Genomic DNA, 2699 nt, shown 5'->3' on the forward strand with positions numbered 1-2699 from the left:
GTGCTGTCCGGGGCCTGCACCTCCATGAACAGGCATCCGGCGCGCGTGTCCAGGTGCACCGGGTAGGTGCCGGGCAGGCGGTTCGAGTGCAGCTCCTCGCTCAGGTTCAGGGCGTCCGGGAAGGACAGGGCCACCGGAGCCATGCCCTGCCCGTGGGTGACCGGCTCGCAGGGAGCGTAGGCGCGCGCCCACTCCCGGGGCCGAGAGACGGTGAGGCGGTAGCCGGCCTCGGTCAGCTCGAACCAGACGCGCCCGTTCACGCGGGCGTGGTCGCTGGCCCAGCCCAGCGGGGCCAGGGCCGCGTGGAGGGCCTGGCGCAGGGATCGGATCGTGGTGGTGGGGTTCTTGACGATGCTCACGGGAGCCTCCTTGGAAGGGGTGCCGGGGGCCTCATGCCCCCCGCGACGTGTCCAACCATACACATACACCGGCGCGTGCACAACACCGTCCGCGAGCGCGGGCCGGCGCGCCCGTGGTGGTGTCGAGGGAAGGGCGGGGACGTGTCGCGGTCCTCGGGAGCCGGCAGCAGCTCGATGCAGCCGGCAGCTCATCTCCGCGACACGTCCCCACGCGGCAGCGGGCGCGGGACCCGCCCGCGCTTGCGGCCAGGGGCGACGACGGGGCGGCGCGTGCGCGCCGCCCCCGTCGTGCTCAGTCGCCGTACACCTCGGCGGCGGGCATGCAGTAGGGGCCGCCGTCTCCGTGCCACTGGTCGGAGAGGGTGTAGACGGTGCGCCCGCGCATGCCGTTGTGGGCCACCGAGTAGGTCCCACGGCTGGGGTCGATCGCGGTCACGGTCCCGTCGGCGTAGCTGATGCAGTGGCCCAGCTGGATGCGGTCGACGATGACCACCTCCTGGCCGATGTGCACGTTCTGGGAGGTGCAGATGGTGGTCTGGTCGGTGTCCATGTCGGGCCTCCTGGCCGCTCGGGGTGCCGGGGGCCTCATGCCCCCCGCTACGTGTATAACCATACACGCGCGGGGCCGAGCGGTCAACAGCGATTTATACAGCGCCCGCCCACGCGTGGGCCGGGCTACGCTGGCGGGCGTGCACCGTCGGGGCACCGTCTCCACGGGCGCCGGGGGGCCAGCGTTACGCGCTGGCCCCCGGTCACGCTCAGCGGCCCTCAGCGGCCCGCGTGTGCTTGCCCCAGGCCCACGCCGGGTCGGTGGCCACGACGGCCACGGGCGTGGCCCGCGTCATCCGGCGCACGGCGCGCACGTGAGGGTGGTGCGGGGCGCATCGCTCGGCGAGGTTCAGGCGGCCATCGGCCACCGCTCCTGCGCCTCGGATCCAGGCCACGTAGGCCAGCACCGCCAGCGCCCCGGCGCAGGCGTGGCCCGGACCGAGGGCCACGGCGGCGTTGAGCACCGTCTCGGCCTCCACGCTCGCCTTCCAGCGCAGACCGTGCGGGAACTCGCCCCGGGCGAAGTCCACCGCCTCCAGCCGGATCGGGGCCGTGCAGGCCACCAGCGCCGCGATCAGATACTCCGGGTCACGGTGGTTCAGGGTGGCCAGCACGACGGCGGCGGCCCCGGCGTCGTTCTGATCCTTCAGCAGGCGGTTGATGCCCTCGATCAGCGCCGGAGCGTCCGCGTGCATGTCCGTCAGCGTGGCCGCGTGAGCCGCCACGGCCTCCGTCAGGGCGTCCGACTCGCTCGGGGTGGCGGTGGGGTACTCGGACCGCGCACCGTCGAGCAGGGCCAGGTGCAGGCCCAGCGTGGAGGTGCCCGGGGCGTAGGCCACGGCCTCGCCCGTGCCCAGGTTGGTGCACATGCGCCCGTCCACGTGGATCAGCCCCTCCACGCTCAGACCGTGGCCGGTCAGGATGGACTCCAGCTCGAGCCAGCGCAGGGCGCGGTCCTCCGGGCCGTAGCCGATCAGGAAGACGCGCGTGCAGTTGGCGCGGCGCATGCTGGCGGCGATCACTCCGGCCATGGTGGCGGGGGCGGCGACATCGTCAAGGCGCATCACCGGCCCCAGCCGCGAGCCCTTCAGGCCGATGGCCACCACGGAATCCGCGGGGGTGGACGGCAGGGCGGCGGCGGCGTAGTCGGTCAGATCAAGCGGGGTGCGGGCGGTCAGAGCATCCATCGTGTCCTCCTAGAGGGGTGCGGGGGGCCTGGTGCCTCCTGCTGAGTCAAACCATACACAATAAAAGCCGGGACTGCAACGTTGAGTATGACGGCGATATGGCGAACGTATGGCATGGCCCTGCCCCGCCGCGAGGCGGGGCAGGGAGTCGGAATCAGCGAGGATCGGAGGCCGGAGCGCGCCAGGCCGAGCGCGCGGCACGTGTTGTGCCGAGCACCAGGCGCGCGGTGACACGCGCGGCGGTGGTGAGCATCAGGGCGAGCACCAGCGCACACCACAGGGCGAAGGCGATCAGGGCCGGCGTGGACAGCGCGGGCACGTACACCGGTGCCAGCCCCCCGAACGCGGCGACGAAGATCAGGACGGAGCCGACGCACAAGGCGTGCCGGGCGATGAGCGCGCAGCGGTCGAGTCGGGCCGTCAGGGTGGCACGGGTGGTGGGGCGACGGGTGCCAGCACGTTTCACGGTGTCCTCCTTGAGGGGTGCAGGGGGCCGGGTGCCTCCCGCTGAGTCAAACCATACACGCTTTGTGGTGTGGACGCAATCGGTTGTGTGGTGTTGCTTGTGGTGGGGGTGTGGTGGTGTGCTGGCGGTGTTATGGCA

Annotated in this window: 4 protein-coding genes; all 4 read right to left on the reverse strand. The window is 72.3% G+C overall.

What is annotated here, in order from left to right; translation table 11 throughout:
* On the reverse strand, positions 1 to 359 hold a 359-nt coding region (locus J1M39_RS11640), incomplete at its 3' end, for a hypothetical protein (RefSeq protein ID WP_206496825.1).
* Positions 360 to 651: 292 nt separating this feature from the next.
* Positions 652 to 909 (reverse strand): hypothetical protein, encoded by a 258-nt coding sequence (locus tag J1M39_RS11645; protein WP_069941838.1) that lies wholly within the window; start codon positions 907 to 909, stop codon positions 652 to 654.
* Positions 910 to 1117: 208 nt separating this feature from the next.
* Entirely contained in the window at positions 1118 to 2095 is a 978-nt protein-coding gene (locus J1M39_RS11650; protein ID WP_069941839.1) for a DUF4192 family protein, read from the reverse strand.
* A 154-nt stretch (positions 2096 to 2249) separates the two neighbouring features.
* A complete protein-coding gene (locus J1M39_RS11655) occupies positions 2250 to 2561 on the reverse strand; it encodes a hypothetical protein (RefSeq protein ID WP_069941840.1) in 312 nt (103 codons plus the stop codon).
* Positions 2562 to 2699 lie beyond the last annotated feature (138 nt).

Origin of the sequence: Micrococcus sp. KRD077 (genome assembly GCF_017168505.1) — a bacterium.
Taxonomy (GTDB): Bacteria; Actinomycetota; Actinomycetes; order Actinomycetales; family Micrococcaceae; genus Micrococcus; species Micrococcus luteus.

Bases quoted from the DNA above. Each gene is read 5' to 3' on its own strand.
- J1M39_RS11645 (WP_069941838.1), bottom strand. From the start codon at position 909: ATGGACACCGACCAGACCACCATCTGCACCTCCCAGAACGTGCACATC.
- J1M39_RS11650 (WP_069941839.1), bottom strand. From the start codon at position 2,095: ATGGATGCTCTGACCGCCCGCACCCCGCTTGATCTGACCGACTACGCC.